This window comes from Streptomyces sp. NPDC030862 (genome assembly GCF_055571835.1).
This window is the reverse complement of the sequence record NZ_JBVIEN010000004.1, coordinates 1-19,465: the sequence shown is the minus strand read 5'-3', so window position 1 is coordinate 19,465 and position 19,465 is coordinate 1. Positions and strand designations below refer to the sequence as shown.

Sequence of the window (19,465 nt, the reverse complement as noted above, 5' to 3'; positions counted from 1 at the left end):
TCACCACCGAGCCACATCACGTCGGGGAGCTGAGAACACGTGGCGAACGAGCAAGAACTGAGGGAGTACCTCAAGCGGGCCATCGCGGACGCGCGGGACGCGCGCAAGCGCCTGCGCGAGGTCGAGGACAAGGCCCAGGAGCCGATCGCGATCGTCGGCATGGCCTGCCGCTACCCCGGTGGCGTCACCAGCCCCGAGGACCTGTGGCGCCTGGTGTCGGACGGTGTGGACGCCGTCGGCGGCTTCCCGGTGAACCGCGGCTGGGACCTGGAGCGGCTGTACGCCCCCGACCCGGACGAGCCCGGCACGTCGTACGCGACCGAGGGCGGGTTCCTGCACGACGCGGACCGGTTCGACCCGGAGTTCTTCGGGATGTCGCCGCGCGAGGCGCTGGCGGTCGACCCGCAGCAGCGGCTGCTGCTGGAGACGACCTGGGAGACCTTCGAGCGGGCCGGCATCGACCCTGCGTCGCTGCGGGGCAGCCGTACCGGCGTGTTCACCGGCCTCATGTACAACGACTACGGCTCCCGGCCCCACCTGCCCGCCGAGGGCAACGAGGGCTATCTGTTCAGCGGCAGCGCCGGCAGCATCGCCTGCGGGCGGCTCGCCTACACGTTCGGCCTGGAGGGCCCCACCGTCACGGTCGACACGGCGTGCTCGTCGTCGCTGGTGGCGATGCACCTCGCGGTGAACGCGCTGCGTTCCGGGGAGTGCGACCTGGCCCTGGCGGGCGGTGCCGCGGTGATGTCGACGCCGACCGCGTTCGTCGAGTTCTCGCGGCTGCGCGGCCTGGCGCCCGACGGGCGCTGCAAGTCCTTCGCGGAGGGCGCGGACGGCACCGGCTGGGCCGAGGGCGTGGGCCTGCTCCTCGTCGAGCGGCTGTCGGACGCGCGCCGCAACGGCCACCAGGTGCTGGCCGTCATCCGCGGCACGGCCGTCAACCAGGACGGCGCGTCCAACGGCCTCACCGCCCCCAACGGCCCCTCCCAGGAGCGGGTCATCCGCCAGGCTCTCGCCAACGCCGGCCTCCAGCCGCACGACGTGGACGCCGTGGAGGCCCACGGCACCGGTACGGCCCTGGGCGACCCGATCGAGGCGCAGGCCCTGCTCGCCACCTACGGGCAGGACCGGCCCGAGGGGCGGCCCCTGTGGCTGGGCTCGCTCAAGTCGAACATCGGCCACGCCCAGGCGGCCGCCGGCGTCGGCGGCGTCATCAAGATGATCGAGGCCATGCGGCACGGCGTCCTGCCGAGGACGCTGCACGCCGAGGAGCGCTCGTCCCGCATCGACTGGGACGCGGGCGCGGTCGAGCTGCTGACGGAGGCCCGTCCGTGGCCGAAGTCCGATACGCCGCGCCGCGCGGGCGTGTCGTCGTTCGGCTTCGGCGGCACCAACGCGCACGTCGTGATCGAGGAGCCGGAGGAGGTCGCTCCTGCCGAGGACTCGTCCGACGAGCCGGTCGCGGCCGCCCCGCCGGTCAACGCGTGGGTGCTGTCCGCCCGTACGCCCGATGCGCTGGCGGGCCAGGCGCAGCGGCTGCTGGCGTACGCCGAGGAGCGGGACGGGCTCGACCCGGCCGCGGTGGGGCACTCGCTGCTGACCACGCGTGCCCTGTTCGACCACCGTGCGGTGGTGGCCGGTGCCGACGGCGACGAACTGCTGGCGGGCCTACGGGCCCTGGCCGCCGGGGAAACCGCCCCGTACGTGGCGCAGGGGACGAAGACCGCCGGGAAGACCGGCTTCCTCTTCACCGGCCAGGGCGCCCAGCGCACCGGCATGGGCCTGGAGCTCTACGCCGCCCACCCGGCGTACGCGGAAGCCTTCGACGCGGTGTGTGCGGAACTGGACCCGCTGCTGGACAAGCCGCTGCGCGCGGTCATCGCAGACGGCTCCGAGCTGGACCAGACCGGCTACACCCAGCCCGCCCTGTTCGCCACCGAAGTCGCCCTCTACCGGCTCCTGGAGTCCTGGGGCATCACCCCGGATTACGTCGCCGGGCACTCCATCGGCGAACTGGCCGCCGCCCACATCGCGGGTGTCCTCAGCCTGCCCGACGCCGCCCGACTCGTCGCCGCGCGGGCCCGGTTGATGCAGGAGCTGCCCACGGGCGGGGCAATGATCGCCCTCCAGGCCACCGAAGACGAAGTCCTGCCGCTCGTCACCGACTTGGCCGACCGGCTCTCGATCGCCGCCGTCAACGGCCCCGAGTCGATCGTCATCTCCGGCGACGAAAACGCAGCACAGACGGTCGCGGAGCATTTCCGCGACCTGGGCCGCAAGACCAAGCAGCTCACCGTCTCGCACGCCTTCCACTCCCCCCGCATGGACGCCATGCTCGACGAGTTCCGCCGCACCGCCGCCGAACTCACCTACAACGAACCGACGATCCCCATCGTCTCCACCCTCACCGGCACCCTCGCCACCGGCGACGACCTGCGCACCCCCACCTACTGGGCCGACCAAGTCCGCCAGGCCGTCCGCTTCGCAGACGCCGTCACCACCCTGCACGACCTCGGCGCCACCACCCTCCTCGAAATAGGCCCCGACGCCGTCCTCAGCCCCCTCGCCGACGCCACCCCCACCCTCCGCACAACCCGCCCCGAAGCACACCAACTCGTGACGGCCGTGGGCGGGTTCTTCGCGCGGGGCGGCCGCGTCGACTGGGAGCGGTTCCTCGGCGGGCGCCGGGGCGAGCCGGTCGACCTGCCGACGTACGCCTTCCAGCGCGACCGGTACTGGCTGGACGCCTCCGACGCCCCGGCCGACGCCTCCGGGTTCGGCCTGCTCGCGACGGAACACCCGCTCCTGGGTGCCACGGTGGAACTGGCGGACGGTGACCACACGCTCTTCACGAGCCGGCTGTCGCTCACCACGCACCCGTGGCTCGCGGACCACGCCGTGGCCGGGACGGCACTGCTGCCGGGCACCGGTTTCGTGGAGCTGGCGGTCCGCGCGGGCGAGCAGCTGGGCTGCCCGAGCCTGGAGGAGCTGACCCTGTCGGCGCCGCTGGTGCTGCCCGAACAGGGCGGCGTACAGGTGCAGGTCGTCGTGCGCGACGCGGACGGCGCGGCCGGCGGGCAGCGGGCGATCGAGGTGTACGCGCGGCGCGAGGGCGACGCGGGCGGCGACGCCGGCCCGTGGACGCTGCACGCCAGGGGCACGCTGGCGCCCGCCGCGCCGGCCGAGCAGGGCACCGCCCTGGTGGCGTGGCCGCCGGCCGGTGCCGTCGAGGTCGAGCTGACGGACGTGTACGAGCGCCTGCTGGACGAGGAGTACGCGTACGGCGGCGCGTTCCGCGGCCTGCGCCGCGTGTGGCGCGGCGCGGACGGCGAGCTGTTCGCGGAGGTCGCGCTGGAGGAGGGCGCGCGGGGCGATGCGGGGCGGTTCCTGCTGCACCCGGCGCTGCTCGACGCGGCCCTGCACCCGCTGCTGCCGGGCGTGGCCGACGGGGACCGCGTGGCGATGCTGCCGTTCTCCTGGTCCGGGGTGCGGGTGTACGCGTCGGGCGCGACGGCGCTGCGCGTACGGCTGACCCCGTCGGGCGCCGACACGGTGTCCCTCGCCGTGGCGGACGCGGTGGGCGCCCCGGTGGCGTCCGTCGAGTCGCTGCTGCTGCGGCCGCTGTCGAAGGAGGCGCTGCGGGAGGCCGCGTCGACGGCACGCGACGGCCTGTTCCAGGTCGTGTGGACGGCGGGTGCGCCGGCGGCGGCGCCGGTGGAGGCGTCGGACTGGGCGGTCGTCGGCGGTGTCGCCGTCGAGGGCGCCGCGCGGTACGCGTCGCTGGACGAGGTCCCGGCCGGGACGGGCACGGTCGTGTACGCGCCGGACCCGACGGACGGCTCCGACGACGTGGCGGGGGCGGCGCACGCCCTGCTGCGCGACACTCTGGCGGCGCTCCAGGCATGGCTGGCGGACGAGCGGCGGGCCGACGCGACCCTGGTCGTGGCGACGCGCGGCGCGGTCGCGACGGGCGACGGCGAGGACGTCACGGACCTGGCGCACGCCGGTGTGTGGGGTCTGGTGCGGGTGGCCCAGAGCGAGAACCCGGGCCGTATCGTCCTCGTCGACCGCGACACGGACGCCCTCGATCCGCGGCACGTCTCCCCCGACGTCCCGCAGGCCGCCGTACGCGGCACCGCGCTCCTGACGCCGCAATTGGCCCGCACGACGGCCGGGGCGGCGGAGGCCGGGGCGCCGCGCTGGGACGGCGGCACGGTCCTCGTGACCGGCGCCACCGGCGCCCTCGGCGGCGTCCTGGCCCGCCACCTGGTCACCCGGCACGGGGCACGGCACCTGCTGCTCCTCAGCCGCCGCGGCATCGACGCCCCCGGCGCCGGTGAGCTCCGGGACGAACTGACCGAGCTCGGCGCCGAGGTCACGGTGGTCGCGTGCGACGCCGCCGACCGTGAGTCGCTGGCCGGGGTACTGGCCGCCATCCCGGCGGACCGGCCGCTCACCGCGGTCGTCCACACCGCCGGCGTCCTCGACGACGGGCTCCTGTCGTCGCTCACCGCCGAGCGGCTGGCGAAGGTCCTCCAACCGAAGGTCGACGCGGCATGGAACCTGCACGAGCTGACGAAGGACCAGGACCTCACGGCCTTCGTCCTGTACTCGTCCATCGCGGGCCTGATCGGTAACGCTGGGCAGGCCAACTACGCGGCGGGCAACACGTTCCTCGACGCGCTCGCCCAGCACCGCCACGCCCACGGCCTGCCCGCCACCAGCCTCGCCTGGGGCCTGTGGGCCGAGGCCAGCACCATCAGCGGCGGCCTCGACGAGACCGACCTCAAGCGCATCGAGCGCACGGGGCTGCTCCCGCTGTCGTCGGACGACGCGATGGAGCTGTTCGACGCCGCCCCCGTCACCGGCGAGGCCGTCCTGGCCGTCACGCGGCTCAACACGGCCGCGCTGCGGCGCCAGGACGACCCGCAGCCGCTGCTGCGCGGGCTCGTGCCCGCGGCTCCCCGCCGCGCCACGGCCGTGTCGGCCGCGGCGGGCGGCGGGGACGCCGGGTCTCCGCTGGCGCAGCGGTTCGCGGGCCTGTCGCCGGACGAGCGCCGGCAGGCCCTCACGGACCTGGTACGTGCCCAGGTGGCCGGGGTGCTCGGCCACGCCGACCCGTCCGCCATCGGGGCCGAACGGGCCTTCCAGGAGATCGGCTTCGACTCCCTGACCGCCGTCGAGCTGCGCAACCAGCTCAACAAGGTGAGCGGGCTGCGCCTGCCGACCACGCTCGTCTTCGACCACCCCAACCCGGCGGCGCTCGCCGCGCACCTGGACGCGGAGCTGTTCGGCTCGGCGCCCGAGGCGGCCCCGGCCGTGGTGACGGCCGACTCCTCCTCGCTGGAGCCGATCGCGATCGTCGGCATGGCCTGCCGCTACCCGGGCGACGTCAACGGGCCCGAGGACCTGTGGCGGCTCGTCGCCGGCGGCGCCGACGCCATCACCGCGTTCCCGTCCAACCGCGGCTGGGACCTGGAGAACCTGTACCACCCCGACCCGGAGCACACCGGCACCACGTACGCCAAGGGCGGCGGGTTCCTGCACGACGCCGACCGGTTCGACCCCGAGTTCTTCGGGATGTCGCCGCGCGAGGCGCTCGCCACCGACCCGCAGCAGCGGCTGCTGCTGGAGACCGCGTGGGAGACCCTGGAGAACGCGGGCATCGTCCCCGCGTCGCTGCGCGGCAGCCGTACCGGCGTGTTCGCCGGCGTGATGTACCACGACTACGGCTCCCAGCTGGACAGCGTCCCCGAGGATCTGGAGGGCTACCTCGCCAGCGGCAACGCGGGCAGCGTCGCCTCCGGCCGGGTGTCGTACACGCTGGGTCTCGAAGGCCCCGCGGTCACCGTGGACACGGCCTGCTCGTCGTCCCTCGTGGCCCTGCACATGGCGGCCGCCGCCCTGCGCTCGGGCGAGTGCGACCTCGCGCTGGCGGGCGGCGTGACCGTGATGGCGAGCCCGACCTCGTACGTGGAGTTCTCGCGGCAGCGCGGCCTGGCGCCCGACGGGCGGTGCAAGCCGTTCGCCGACGGCGCGGACGGCACCGGCTGGTCGGAGGGCGTGGGCCTGCTCCTGGTGGAGCGGCTGTCGGACGCGCGCCGCAACGGCCATCAGGTGCTGGCCGTCATCCGCGGCACGGCCGTCAACCAGGACGGCGCGTCCAACGGCCTCACCGCCCCCAACGGGCCGTCCCAGGAGCGGGTGATCCGCCAGGCTCTCGCCAACGCCGGCCTCCAGCCGCGGGATGTGGACGTGGTGGAGGCGCACGGCACGGGCACCCGGCTGGGCGACCCGATCGAGGCGCAGGCGCTGCTGGCCACGTACGGGCAGGACCGGCCCGAGGGCCGTCCCCTGTGGCTGGGCTCGCTCAAGTCGAACATCGGCCACAGCCAGGCGGCGGCCGGCGTCGGCAGCATCATCAAGATGATCGAGGCCATGCGGCACGGCGTCCTGCCGAAGACCCTGCACGTCGACCGGCCGACCAGCCACGTCGACTGGGAGGCGGGCGCGGTCGAGCTGCTGACCGAGGCCCGCCCGTGGGAGGCGCCCGCCCGCCCGCGCCGCGCGGCGGTGTCGTCGTTCGGCATCAGCGGCACCAACGCCCACCTCGTGCTGGAGGAGCCCCCGGGCGCCGACGCGCCGCAGGAGTCCCCGGCCGTCGCCCTGCCGGTCACGCCGTGGCCGCTGTCCGGCCGTACGCCCGAGGCGGTGTCCGACCAGGCCGCCCGGCTGCTGGCGTACGCCGAGCGGCACGCGTCCCTGGACCCGGCCGCCATCGGCTGGTCGCTCGCCATGAGCCGGACGGCCTTCGACCACCGTGCGGTGGTGGCCGGCGCCGACCGCGACGAACTGCTGACGGGGCTGCGGGCCCTGGCCGCCGGTGAATCCGCCCCGTACGTGACACAGGGGACGAAGACCGCCGGGAAGACCGGCTTCCTCTTCACCGGTCAGGGCGCCCAGCGCACCGGCATGGGCCTGGAGCTGTACGCCACCTACCCCGCGTACGCCGACGCCTTCGACGCGGTGTGTGCGGAGCTGGACCCGCTGCTGGACAAGCCGCTGCGCGCGGTCATCGCAGACGGCCGGGAGCTGGACCAGACGGGCTACACGCAGCCGGCGCTGTTCGCGACCGAAGTCGCCCTCTACCGGCTCCTGGAGTCCTGGGGCATCACCCCCGACTACGTCACCGGGCACTCCATCGGCGAACTCGCCGCCGCCCACATCGCGGGTGTCCTCAGCCTGCCCGACGCCGCACGACTGGTCGCCGCCCGGGCCCGGTTGATGCAGGAGCTGCCCACCGGCGGGGCGATGATCGCCCTCCAGGCCACCGAAGACGAAGTCCTGCCGGTGATCGCCGATAAGGCCGACCGGCTCTCGATCGCCGCCATCAACGGCCCCGAGTCGGTCGTCGTCTCCGGCGACGAAAACGCAGCACAGACGGTCGCGGAACACTTCCAGAAGCTGGGCCGCAAGACGAAGCAGCTCACCGTCTCGCACGCCTTCCACTCCCCCCGCATGGACGCCATGCTCGACGAGTTCCGCCGCACCGCCGCCGAACTCACCTACAACGAACCGACGATCCCCGTCGTCTCCACCCTCACCGGCACCCTCGCCACCGGCGACGACCTGCGCACCCCCACCTACTGGGCCGACCAAGTCCGCCAGGCGGTGCGGTTCGCAGACGCCGTCACCACCCTTCGCGACCTGGGCGCCACCACCCTCATCGAAATAGGCCCCGACGCCGTCCTCAGCCCCCTCGCCGACGCGACCCCCACCCTCCGCACAACCCGCCCCGAAGCACACCAGCTCGTGACGGCCGTCGGAGTGCTGCACAGCCGGGGTGTGCTGGTCGACTGGCGGGCGCTGTTCGCGGGTTCCGGTGCCGAGGCGGAGCCGCGTCCCGTGACGCTGCCGACGTACGCGTTCCAGCGCCGGGCGTTCTGGCTCACCGGTACCGCCGGGGGCGGGGACTCCGGGTACGGCCTGGCGGCCACCGGGCATCCGCTGCTGGGTGCGGCGGTGACCGTGGCGGGAGTCGAACAGACGCTGTTCACCAGCCGGTTGTCGGCGCGTACGCACCCGTGGCTGGCCGAGCAGGCGGTGTTCGACGCGCCGGTGGTGCCGGCGTCCGCGCTGGTCGAGATGGCCGTGCGGGCCGGTGACGAGCTGGGCCTGCCGGGCTCGGTGGAGCTGGACCTGGTGGCGCCCGTGGTGCTGCCGGCGGACGGCGCGGTGCAGCTGCAGCTGGGCGTGGGCCCGGCGGACGCGTCCGGCCGGAGGCCGTTCACCGTGCACAGCCGCGGTGAGGACGCCGGGGCGGACGCCGTGTGGGCGGTCCACGCCCGGGGCTTCCTGGTGCCGGCCGGTACGGGTACGCCGGAGGCCCCGGCGGCGCCGGTGCCGTCGGGCGGACCGTCGGTGGAGGTGCGGCTGCCGGAGGACCTGCTGCCGGACGCCGCCCGCTACGAGCTGCACCCGGTGCTGCTGGAGGCCGCGGTGACCGCGTCCGCCGGCGACGGCGAGCCGGGGACGACCCGGGTGCCGGCGCGCTGGGAGCAGGTGCGGCTGCACGCGAGCGGCGCGACCGCCGTCCGCGTACGGGTCGCTCCGGCCGAACTGCCTCTGCCGGAGCCCGCGGCGGACGCGGGGACCGAGGCCGACGGCGGCGGCGGCGGTGCGGTGGACGCGCACGCGGTCGCGGTGGTGCTGGCCGACGCGGAGGACCGGCCCGTCGTGACGATCGGGCGGCTCGTCTTCCGGGACGTGCCGGACGCGGCGTTCAGCGGGGCCGCCGTGGACGCGGCGAGGCCGCTGTTCGAGTTGGACTGGGAGCGCGCCGCGCTGCCGGCTCCGGACGGGTCGCTCCGTTGGGGCGTCCTCGACGGCGACGGCCTGGACGCGGCGGGCGCCGTCGCGGGCGCGGGTACCGAGGTGCCCGTGTTCGACGAGGTGGCGGCGGTCGGCAAGGCCGTGGAGGCCGGGGCCGGGGTGGACGCCGTGCTGGCCCGGTTCGCGGCCGGTGCCGCCGACGATGTGGTGGGCGCCGCCCACGCGGCGGCGCGGCGGGCGCTCGGCCTTGTGCAGGAGTGGCTGGCCGAGCCGCGGCTCGGCGGGACGCGGCTGGTGGTCCTGACGCGGGGCGCCGTCGACACGGGCGCCGAGGGCGTGCCGGAGCCGGCCGCGGCGACCGTCTGGGGGCTGCTGCGGTCGGCCCAGGCGGAGGCGCCGGACCGGTTGACGCTGATCGACCTGGACGGGGCGCCGGGCGCCACGGACGGGGCACCTGACGCCGCCGGTGCGACGGCGGAGGTGCTGTCCGCGGTGGTCGCCTCGGGCGAGCCGCAGGCGGCGGTACGCGCCGGTGCGGTGCTGCTGCCGAGACTGCGCCGTATGCCGGTGGGCTCCGCACAGGGTGGTACGGCGGGCCGGGCGGCGGCCTGGGACCCGGACGGCACCGTGCTCATCACGGGCGGTACGGGCGCCCTGGGCAGCCTGTTCGCCCGGCACCTGGTCGCCGAACACGGTGTGCGGCACCTGGTGCTGCTGAGCCGCCGCGGGGCCGGGGCGCCGGGTGCGGCCGAGCTGGAGGCGGAGCTGTCGGCGCTGGGCGCGCGGGTCACGTTCGCGTCCTGCGACGTGGCCGACCGCGAGGCGCTGGCGGCCGTGCTGGCCGCCGTACCGGACGCGCATCCGCTGCGGGGTGTCGTGCACACGGCCGGTGTCCTGGACAACGGGCTGGTGCCGGCGCTGACCGAGGGCGGTCTGGACGCGGTGCTCCGCCCGAAGGCGGATGCGGCCTGGTACCTGCACGAGCTGACGGAGCACCTGGATCTGTCCGCGTTCGTCCTGTTCTCGTCCAGCGTGGGCGTGATCGGCGGGCCCGGGCAGTCCAACTACGCGGCGGCCAACGCGTTCCTGGACGGGCTGGCCGGTCACCGGGCGGCCCGGGGGCTCGCGGCGACGTCGATCGCCTGGGGCCTGTGGGGCCTCAGCTACGGCATCAACGGGGCGCTGACGGACAACGACCTGCAGCGGTTCGGCCGCGAGGGCTTCCGGCCCGTGTCGCCGGAGGAGGGCGCGGCGCTGTTCGACTCGGCGCTCACCGACAGCACGGCGGCCGTGGTGGCGCTGCCCGTGGACCTGTCCGCGATGCGGGCGCACGGCCAGGTGCCGCCGGTGTTCCGGTCGCTGGTGCGGGTGCCGGGCCGGCGGGTGGCCCGGTCGGGCGGCGGCGAGGTGGAGTCGCTGGCGCGGCGGCTGGCCGGGCTGTCGGCCGTGGAGCGCCGGCAGACGGTCCTCGACCTGGTGCGTACCGAGGTCGCGGCGGTGCTGGGGCACTCCGGGGTCGACGCGGTCCACGCGGGGCGCGCGTTCCAGGAGATGGGCTTCGACTCCATGACGGCGGTGGAGCTGCGGAACCGGCTGAACGCCAGGACCGGGGTGCGGCTGGCCGCGACCGTGGTGTTCGACCACCCGAGCCCGGAGGCGCTGACCGAGCACATCGTGGCCGAGGTGGCTCCGGAGGGCGACGGCCCGGGCGCGTCCCAGCCGCTGCTCGCCGAGCTGGACCGGCTGGACGCGGCCCTGGCGGAGCTGGGTGACGACGCCGCTCGGACGGCCGTCTCCGTACGGCTCCAGACGCTGCTGTCCCGGCTCAACGAGACCGCGGCGCAGAGCGGCCGGGACGAGGAGGTGGCCGAGGCCCTGGAGGCGGCTTCCGCGGAGGACCTCTTCGACTTCATCGACAACCAGCTCGGCCGCAGCGCGAACTGATCACCCCCACGACCAGCCCGAGGAGAAGTTGATCCCGCATGTCCCTTGAATCACCTCAGACATCAGGTCAGGACGCCGGCAAGGACGGGGCGTCCGCACGCGAACAGAAGATGGTGGAATACCTGAAATGGGTGACCACCGACCTGCAGAAGGCCCGGCAGCGGCTCGCCGAACTGGAGGCCGGCACCGAGGAACCGGTGGCGATCGTCGGCATGGCGTGCCGCTTCCCCGGCGGGGTGACGTCCCCGGACGAGCTGTGGCAGCTCGTCATGGACGAGGCCGACGGCATCACCGAATGGCCCACCGACCGCGGCTGGGACATCGACTCCCTCTACGACCCGGAGCGCGGCAAGCCGGGCAAGTCGTACACGAAGAAGGGCGGTTTCCTCGACGGGGCGGCCCTCTTCGACCCGGGCTTCTTCGGCATATCGCCGCGTGAGGCGCTGGCGATGGATCCGCAGCAGCGGGTGCTGCTGGAGACCGCCTGGGAGACGTTCGAGCAGGCCGGCATCGACCCGGCGACGCTGCGCGGCACCCCGGTGGGCGTGTTCGCGGGTGTCGTGGAGCAGAGCTACCTGGGCCTGGAGGGCCCCGAGGAGCTCGAGGGCTACCTGATGACGAGCAAGCTCAGCAGTGTCGCCTCGGGCCGCATCGCGTACACCTTCGGTTTCGAGGGGCCCGCGGTGTCGGTGGACACGGCCTGCTCGTCGTCGCTGGTGGCGCTGCACCTGGCGGTGCAGTCGGTCCGCAAGGGCGAGTCGACGCTGGCACTGGCCGGCGGTGCCACGGTGTCCGGGAACCCGAGCGGGTTCGTGGACTTCTCGCGGCAGAACGGGCTCGCCGAGGACGGCCGCATCAAGTCCTTCGCGGCGGCCGCCGACGGCACCGCCTGGTCCGAGGGTGTGGGCCTGCTGCTGGTGGAGAAGCTGTCGGACGCGCGCCGCAACGGTCACCGGGTGCTGGCCGTGATCCGCGGTACGGCCGTCAACCAGGACGGCGCGTCCAACGGCCTCACCGCGCCCAACGGTCCGTCGCAGGAGCGGGTCATCCAGCAGGCGCTGGCGAGCGCCCGGCTGTCCGCGTCCGACGTCGACGTGGTGGAGGCGCACGGTACGGGCACCCGGCTGGGCGACCCGATCGAGGCGCAGGCGCTGCTGGCCACGTATGGGCGGGGCCGGCCGGAGGGCAAGCCGCTGTACCTGGGCTCGCTGAAGTCGAACATCGGGCACACGGTGGCGGCGGCCGGCGCGGGCGGCGTCATCAAGATGATCCAGGCGATGCGGCACGGCATCCTGCCGCGGACCCTGAACGTCGACACGCCGACCCCGATGGTCGACTGGGAGGCGGGCGCGGTCGAGCTGCTGACCGATGCCCGGCCGTGGCCGGACACGGGCGCGCCGCGCCGGGCGGGCGTCTCGGCGTTCGGTGTGAGCGGCACCAACGCGCACGTGATCCTGGAGGAGCCGGCGGCGGAGGACCTGGCCGGTACGGCGGAGGCGTCCGGTGACGGCGAGGCCGCGTTCACGCACCCGCTGCTGCCGTGGGTGGTGTCGGCGAAGACGGCGCAGGCCCTCGCCGCGCAGGCCGGGCGGATGCTGGCGCACCTGGAGCGGGACGCGGACCTGGTGTGCCCGCTGAACGTGGCGTATGCGCTCGGTACGGGCCGCTCCGCGCTGGAGCAGCGCGCGGTGGTCGTCGGCGCGCACCGGGACGAACTGCTGGCGGGGCTGCGGGCCCTGGCGGCCGGGGAGCCGGCGCCGCACGTCGTCCAGGGGACACGGGCCGCCGGCAAGACGGCGTTCCTGTTCACGGGCCAGGGCGCGCAGCGCACCGGCATGGGCCTGGAGCTGTACGAGGCCTACCCGGCGTACGCGAAGGCGTTCGACGCGGTGTGCGCGGAGCTGGACCCGCTGCTGGACAAGCCGCTGCGCGACGTCATCGCCGCCGGAGGCGAACTGGACCGGACCGGGTACACGCAGCCGGCGCTGTTCGCCACCGAGGTGGCCCTGTACCGCCTGGTGGAGTCGTGGGGCGTCGCTCCGGACTACGTCGCCGGGCACTCCATCGGCGAACTGGCCGCCGCCCACATCGCGGGCGTCCTCAGCCTGCCCGACGCGGCCCGGCTGGTGGCCGCCCGCGCCCGGCTGATGCAGAACCTGCCGGCCGGCGGCACGATGATCGCCCTCCAGGCCACCGAGGAGGAGGTCCTCCCCCTCCTGAAGGACGTCGGGGACCGGCTGTCGGTCGCCGCCGTCAACGGGCCCACGTCCGTGGTCGTCTCGGGCGACGAGGCGGCGGCCTCGGACGTGGCGGCGCACTTCCGGCGGCTGGACCGCAAGACGAAGCGGCTGACCGTCTCGCACGCCTTCCACTCGCCGTGCATGGACGGCATGCTCGACGAGTTCCGCCGTATCGCCGCCGAACTGACGTACAACGAGCCGACGATCCCGGTCGTGTCGACGCTCACCGGCCGGCTCGCCACCGGTGACGACCTGCGCACCCCCGCCTACTGGGCCGACCAGGTCCGCCAGGCCGTCCGCTTCGCCGACGCGGTGACCACCCTGCACGGCCTGGGCGCGACCGCGTTCGCCGAGGTCGGGCCGGACGCGGTGCTGACCACGCTGGTGCGGGACACGGTCGACGTGGGCCCGGAGGCCGCGGTGCCGCTGCTGCGGCGCGGCCGGCCGGAGCCGGAGAGCCTGGTCACCGGGGTGGCCCTGCTGCACACGGCGGGCGTGCCGGTGGACTGGCAGGGCTTCTACGCCGGTACCTGGGCGCACCACACCGACCTGCCGACGTACGCGTTCCAGCACGAGCGGTTCTGGGTGGAGACCTCGGGCGTGGTCGCCGAGGCCTCGGACCTGGGTCTGGAGTCGGCGGAGCACCCGCTGCTGGGCGCCGCGGTGACCGTGGCGGGCGTCGAACAGACGCTGTTCACCAGCCGGTTGTCGGTGCGGACCCATCCGTGGCTGGCCGACCACGTGGTGCTCGGGCAGACGCTGGTGCCGGCGACGGCGCTGGTGGAGATGGCCGTGCGGGCCGGTGACCAGCTGGGCTGCACCGTGCTGGAGGACCTGTCGATCCTCGGCCCGCTGGCGCTGCCCGCGAAGGGCGGGGTGCACGTGCAGGTCAGCGTGGGCGCCGCGGACGCGGGCGGCCACCGGGAGGTGTCGATCTACTCGCGGCCCGACAGCGCCGACGTGCCGTGGACGCTGAACGCCCGCGGGCACCTCGGCTTCCGCGGCCCGGACGCCCCGTTCGCCCTCGCGCAGTGGCCGCCGGCCGGCGCGGAGGAGGTGCCGCTGGACGACGCCTACGAGAAGCTGGCCACGCAGGGCTACGCGTACGGGCCGGTGTACCGGGGCCTGGACGCGGTGTGGCGGGTCGGCGAGAACGAGGTGTACGCCGAGGTGAGCCTGCCCGAGCAGAGCCGCACCGGCGTCGAGGGCTTCGGGCTGCACCCGGCGCTGCTGGAGATCGCGCTGGCCGCCTCCTGCCTGGCCACGTACGGCAGCAGCCCGGCCGGCGCGGTGTGGATCTCGACGGACTGGCACGGCGTACGGCTCCACGCGACCGGCGCGCGGAGACTGCGCGTGCGCCTGGCCGTGGGCGAGGACGGGGCGCTGGAGGTGCGGCTCGCGGACATGGCGGGGCAGCCGGTGGCGACCGCGTCGGCGGTGGCGTGCCGGGCCATCGCCGTCGGCGAGCTGTCCAACGCCCTGGCCAGGAACCGGGACGCGCTGTTCCACGTGGACTGGGCCCGCTACCCGCTGATGCCGGCGGACGAGCCGGAGCACTGGGCGGCGCTGGGCGGGGGCCCGTTCGCCGCGGGCCGGGCCTTCGCGGACGTGGCGGCGGTCTCGGGGGCGGTCGCCGCCGGTGAGCGCGTCGACGTCGTCCTGGCGCCGCTGGGTGCGATGTCCGACGGTGCCGCCGCGACGTCCGGCGACGTGGCGGCGGGCACCCACACGGTCGCGCGGGACGCGCTGGACCTGGTCCAGCGGTGGCTGGCGGACGAACGGCTGGCCGACACCCGGCTGGTGGTGCTCACCCGCGGCGGCGTCGCCGTCACCGACGCGGAGGACGTCACCGACCTGGGCGCCTCCGCGGTGTGGGGCCTGCTGCGCTCGGCACAGTCGGAGAACCCGGGCCGGATCGTCCTCGTCGACCTGGACGGCCAGTCCTCGTCGGCGGCGGCGCTGCCCGCGGTGCTGGCCGCCGGGGAGCCGCAGGCGGCGGTACGCGGCGGGCGGGTGCACATCCCGCGGCTCGGCCGGGTCGCCGAGGCGGCGTCCGGCACCACCGGCTCCTGGAACCCTGACGGCACGGTGCTCGTCACCGGCGGTACGGGCAGCCTGGGCGCCCTGTTCGCCCGGCACCTGGTCACCGAGCACGGTGTGCGGAGCCTGCTGCTCACCAGCCGGCGCGGCCCGGCCGCCGAGGGCGCGGCCGCGCTCGAGGCGGAACTGCGGGCGCTGGGCGCCGAGGTGACGATCGCCGCGTGCGACGTCGCGGACCGGGAGGCGCTGGCCGAGCTGCTGGCGTCCGTACCGGAGGACCGCCCGTTGACCGGTGTGCTGCACACGGCCGGTGTGCTGGACGACGGGCTGGTCGGCTCGCAGACCCCGGAGCGGCTGGCGGCGGTGCTGCGGCCCAAGGTGGACGCGGCGTGGCACCTGCACGAGCTGACGAAGGACCTGGACCTGTCGGCGTTCGTGCTGTTCTCGTCGATCGCCGCGGTCGTCGGCGGCCCCGGCCAGTCGACGTACTCGGCGGCCAACCACTTCCTGGACGGGCTCGCCCAGCACCGCAGGGCGCGCGGTCTGGCGGCGACCTCGCTCGCTTGGGGCCTGTGGTCGCAGACCAGCGGCATGACCGGGCACCTCGACGAGGCCGACCTCAAGCGCATCGCCCGCGGCGGGTTCCGGCCCGTCGAGTCGGAGCAGGGCCCGGCGCTGCTGGACCTGGCGATGACGACGGGTCACGCGACGCTCGCGGCGACGCCCATGGACCTGGCGACGCTGCGGGAGCAGGTGCAGGTGCCGGTCCTCCTGCAGAAGCTGGCCCGCTCGTCGGGGCGGCGGACCGCGCAGAACACCGAGGTCTCCACGGAGTCGCTGGCCGACCGGCTGGCGGGGCTCTCCGACGAGGAGCAGCGGACGGCGGTGCTGGACCTGGTGCTGGGCCGCGTGTCGGAGGTGCTGGGCCACGCGGACGCGTCCGGGGTGCCGACGGACCAGCCGTTCTCGGCGCTCGGCTTCGACTCGCTGACCTCCGTCGAGCTGCGCAACCAGCTCGGTACGGCGACGGGCCTGAAGCTGCCGCCGACGCTGGTGTTCGACCACCCGACGCCCGCCGCGCTCGCCGCGTTCCTGCACGGCGAGGTGGTGACGGCACTGGCCCCGGCGGACGGGTCCGGCGGCGGCCGCGGCGGCGTGGACTTCGCCGCCGAGGTGCGGCTCGCCGACGACGTCCAGCCGGCCGCCGAGGTGATCGCGACGGCCGACGCGCCGCGCGACATCCTCCTCACCGGCGCGACGGGCTTCCTCGGCGCGTTCCTCCTCCGCGACCTGATGCGCACCACCACGGCGCGCGTGCACTGCCTGGTGCGGGGCGAGGACGACGCGGCGGCGCTGGAGCGGCTGCGGGACAACGCCCGCTGGTACCGGGTGTGGGACGACGTCGACCCGGAGCGGATCGTCGTCGTCCGCGGCGACCTGGCCGAACCGCGCCTCGGCCTCACCGAGGAGGCGTTCGACGCGCTGGCCCGTACCGTCGACGTGGTCTACCACAACGGTGCGCGGGTGCACTGGCTGCTGCCGTACGAGGCGCTGAAGGCGGCCAACGTCGGCGGTACCGAGGAGGTCCTGCGGCTGGCGGCCCGCCACCGCACGGTGCCGGTGCACTACGTCTCGACGGTCGGCGTCTTCAACGGCGTGCGGGAGCCGGGCGTGCCGCTGAAGGTGACGGACCCGACCGGCCCCGCCGAGCGGCTGGCGAGCGGTTACCTGCGCTCCAAGTGGGTGGCCGAGCAGGTCATCGAACTGGCCAGGGAGCGTGGCCTGCCGGTGTCGGTGTACCGGGTGGACGTCATCTCCGGCGACCAGGTCAACGGCGCCTGCCAGACGCGGGACTTCGTGTGGCTCACGCTCAAGGGCCTGGTGCAGGCGCGGTCGGTGCCCAAGGGCGTCGAGGGCCGCTTCCACCTGCTGCCCGTCGACTACGTCAGCGCGGCCGTCACCGGCATCGCGGCCCGCCCGGAGGCGGCCGGCGGCACGTACCACCTGTTCAACCAGGGCTCCCTGGCGCTCACCCAGTGCGCCCAGTACCTGCGCGCCCTCGGTTACGAGCTGGACGAGGTCGACTGGGAGACCTGGACCTCGACGGTGACGTCGGGCGACAACGCGCTGCTGCCGCTGCTGGACGCCTTCGAGATGATGACGTCCGACACGGACGGCTTCTACCCGCCGATCGACACGACGGAGACGGAACGGGCCCTGGAGGGCACGGGGATCGGGATCCCGGCCCTGACCCAGGACCTCTTCGAGAAGTACGTCCGGTTCTTCGTCGAGGAGAACCACTTCCCGGCCCCGTAACACCCGGGCGCCCACGAAAGGGCCCCGCCGGCTTCGGCCGGCGGGGCCTCTTCGTATGGCGGGAGGGGAAGGGGCGGCGATTACGGAAGGCGGATGGAGAGGCGGTGGCTGAAGACGTTCTTCGGGTCCCACTTCGCCTTCACCCGCTGCAGGCGCGGGTAGTTGTCCTTGAAGTACAGCTGGTGCCAGGGCACGCCCGAGGTGTTGAGCGTCGGGTCGGCGAGGTCCGCGTCGGCGTAGTTGATGTAGGCGCCGTCGTTGACGCCGCCGGTGCGGGGGACGCCGCCGGTCGTGGCGTAGACGTCCGCGTACGCCTCGCGCACCCAGCGCGTTTGCACGGCGTCGTCCGCCGGGTCGCTCCACAGGCTGCAGTAGAGGATCTTGGCGAAGGAGTCGCGCTGCGCGGTGGCGGTGTCGGCGCTCGCCACCGCGTTGATCCTGCCGCCGAAGCCGACGACGGCGATCATCCCGTACGGGCCGGGGTAGTCGTCGCGGGTCAGCTGCCGGTAGACCGCCTTCAGCTGCTCGTCCGGCATGGCCTTGCGGACGTACGCCGACTTGGCCTTCCAGCGCGGTACGGCGGCCTCCACGAAGCCGGACCACTCGGAGACCGCGTACAGCCAGGGCGCCCGGTAGCGGTCGCCCACGTGGTAGGCGACGCCGGTGCCCTCGGTGACCGCGGCGAGGAAGTCGTCGAGCAGTTGTTCGGCGCCCGGCACCGACGCCTCGACCTGGGTGCTCATCCGGAAGTAGCCGGCCGCCTTGTGCATCATCTTCAGCTGGCTGAACAGGTGGCGGCCGGGCGAGGTGGGCGCCGAGTTGGCCTCGTGCCAGGCGTTGAAGTTCCGCAGCAGCCGGGTGAGGCTCGCCTCGTCGAGGTCGCTCCAGGACCAGCTGACGTCGGACAGCAGCACCTCGGTCGGCGCCTGCGGCAGCAGCTTCGACGGGTCGGTGCCGGTGGCGCCGGGCGAGCGGAGCCAGTAGCGGGTGATGACGCCGAAGTTGCCGCCGCCCGCGCCGGTGTGGGCCCACCACAGCTCACGGTTCGGGTCGCCGGGCTCGCGGGTGGCGACCACCTTGCGGGCCCGCCCGTCGGCACCGACGTGGACGACCTCCACCGCGTACAGGTGGTCGACGGTCAGGCCGCGGGAGCGGGACAGCGCCCCGTACCCGCCGCCGGTGATGTGCCCGCCGGCACCCACCGTGGGGCAGGTGCCGCCCGGCAGGACGACGCCCCACCGCTTGTACAGCGTGCGGTAGACGGAGCCGAGGAGCGCGCCGGGGCCCACGGCGATGGCGTTCATGGCCGGGTCGTGGTCGATGGTGTTCATGCCGGCCATGTCGATGACGACGCGGACGTCCCGGTGGGCGGTGAAGTCCTCGTCGCAGTGCCCGCCGCTGCGTACGGCCACCTTCAGGTTGCGGTCGACGGCCTCCTGGACGGCGGTGACGACCTGATCGGCGCTGTGGACCACGCGTACGTAGTCGGGTGAGCCGACCCAGCGCTGGTTGGAGCCCGATATGAGGCCCTTGTACCGCGGGTCGGCGGGGGTGACGTGGATGGCCGGGGTCGCGCGCACGGTGTGCTCGGCGCCGTCGATCCCGTCTGCGGCGGCGGCCACGGCCGGTGTCGTGGCGAGGGCCGGCAGCGCGAGCGCGCCACCGGTCGCGGCGGCGCCTCTCATCAGCCCGCGCCGGGAGAATTCGGTCATGATCGCATGCCTCCATGAGATCTGAGCGTCGGAAATCCGCACGAGTGTCGTGCCGTGCGCGAACGTTTCCAGCCGTTCGTCATGGCCGGGTAACCCGGCGGGAACCCGGGCGCGGACGCCGGCGCGCGGCGGCGGGGCGGCACCCGGCGTCCAGCGGAAGGTCATCCGCCGGTCCGGTGGGGGCGCGCCGGTGATTACCGGCGGGTGGCCGGTGAACGGAACAGACGCCTATACGTTCGAGCGGTGCTGTTCTGTGCCCGATGTTCGTGACGTTTTCGAGGAGCCTTCGTGCGCAAGGTGCTCATCGCCAACCGTGGCGAAATCGCTGTCCGTGTCGCCCGTGCCTGCCGGGACGCCGGGATCGCGAGCGTAGCCGTCTAC

At 74.5% G+C, this 19,465-nt stretch carries 3 protein-coding genes and 1 pseudogene; 3 read left to right on the top strand and 1 reads right to left on the bottom strand.

Annotation, left to right across the window (positions count from 1 at the left end; all coding sequences use genetic code 11):
- Positions 1–81: 81 nt before the first annotated feature.
- Both ACZ42X_RS12045 and ACZ42X_RS12040 read left to right on the top strand, forming a co-directional pair.
- Positions 82–10,776: pseudogene (locus ACZ42X_RS12045) on the top strand (type I polyketide synthase); the annotation flags it as partial.
- Positions 10,777–10,814: 38 nt separating this feature from the next.
- The gene (locus ACZ42X_RS12040) at positions 10,815–17,372 is read left to right on the top strand and encodes a thioester reductase domain-containing protein (protein WP_468287535.1); all 6,558 of its coding nucleotides are present in this window, start codon (positions 10,815–10,817) and stop codon (positions 17,370–17,372) included.
- A gap of 80 nt (positions 17,373–17,452) precedes the next feature.
- On the opposite strand, the gene ACZ42X_RS12035 is transcribed toward ACZ42X_RS12040, so the two are convergent.
- A complete protein-coding gene (locus ACZ42X_RS12035) occupies positions 17,453–19,084 on the bottom strand; it encodes an FAD-binding oxidoreductase (RefSeq protein WP_468287532.1) in 1,632 nt (543 codons plus the stop codon).
- A gap of 288 nt (positions 19,085–19,372) precedes the next feature.
- Between ACZ42X_RS12035 and ACZ42X_RS12030 the strand changes: the two genes are divergently transcribed.
- On the top strand, positions 19,373–19,465 hold a 93-nt coding region (locus ACZ42X_RS12030; RefSeq protein ID WP_280842533.1), incomplete at its 3' end, for a biotin carboxylase N-terminal domain-containing protein.